Below are 675 nucleotides of genomic sequence, written 5' to 3'. Positions count from 1 at the left end.
AATCATAAAGGTACTAAAAATTATTGAGATTACCAACTTTTACAAAGACTTTCTTATCCCGAACTCAGGTTATTACTTAATTCTGTATAATCCATAAAAAATTAATTTTGTTCGGGGGTTATCTCATCACTATGTTCGCAAAGAAAATCCAAAGGATCAATTTCGGCAGTTTCCTTCATCCTTTCTTCAATAAAGTCATTAGTAGAAGGTGCTATATTTAGCTTAATATTTTGGAATATTGGCAGCGATTTTATCTTATCTTGATACTTCACGAACTTATCTTCTCGCGGTGTAAGAGCAAAGCACAATGCACTTGCAAACACATCCGCTAACTGTATTCCAAACGCCTCGTGAGACTTAACGATTTCCATATTGCCAACAGGCAGAGGATAGACGTGCTTATCCTTGCCATATCCCACAACAGTTTCTGGCACATCCATATCTCTTAGGTGTTCCATAAACTCTTTATTTGCATAGAATGGTTCAGAAGAATCAAAAAGAACAGTATCTTTTTCCCTAGTTCTTTCATACCATTCTTGAATTGACACGGAAAACAATGGTATTGTTAGATCAATATAATATTTCTTGTCGGTTAAAGCCTCTTTAACTCAAGTTTCGGATTTAGAATTCAAGCCGTTTGAGCATACTCTCTAAGTGCAGCCAATCTCTTGTCAT

1 protein-coding gene is annotated in these 675 nt (G+C 35.6%); it reads right to left on the bottom strand.

Annotated features, from left to right (window positions below; translation table 11 throughout):
• Positions 1–101 precede the first annotated feature (101 nt).
• Positions 102–548 (bottom strand): DUF3800 domain-containing protein, encoded by a 447-nt coding sequence (locus I6E49_RS14260; protein ID WP_235403146.1) that lies wholly within the window; start codon positions 546–548, stop codon positions 102–104.
• Between the last annotated feature and the right edge of the window lie 127 nt (positions 549–675).

Source organism: Leyella stercorea (assembly GCF_021531655.1).
Note: the sequence above shows the minus strand (reverse complement) of the source record. Positions and strands in the feature narration are given on the sequence as shown.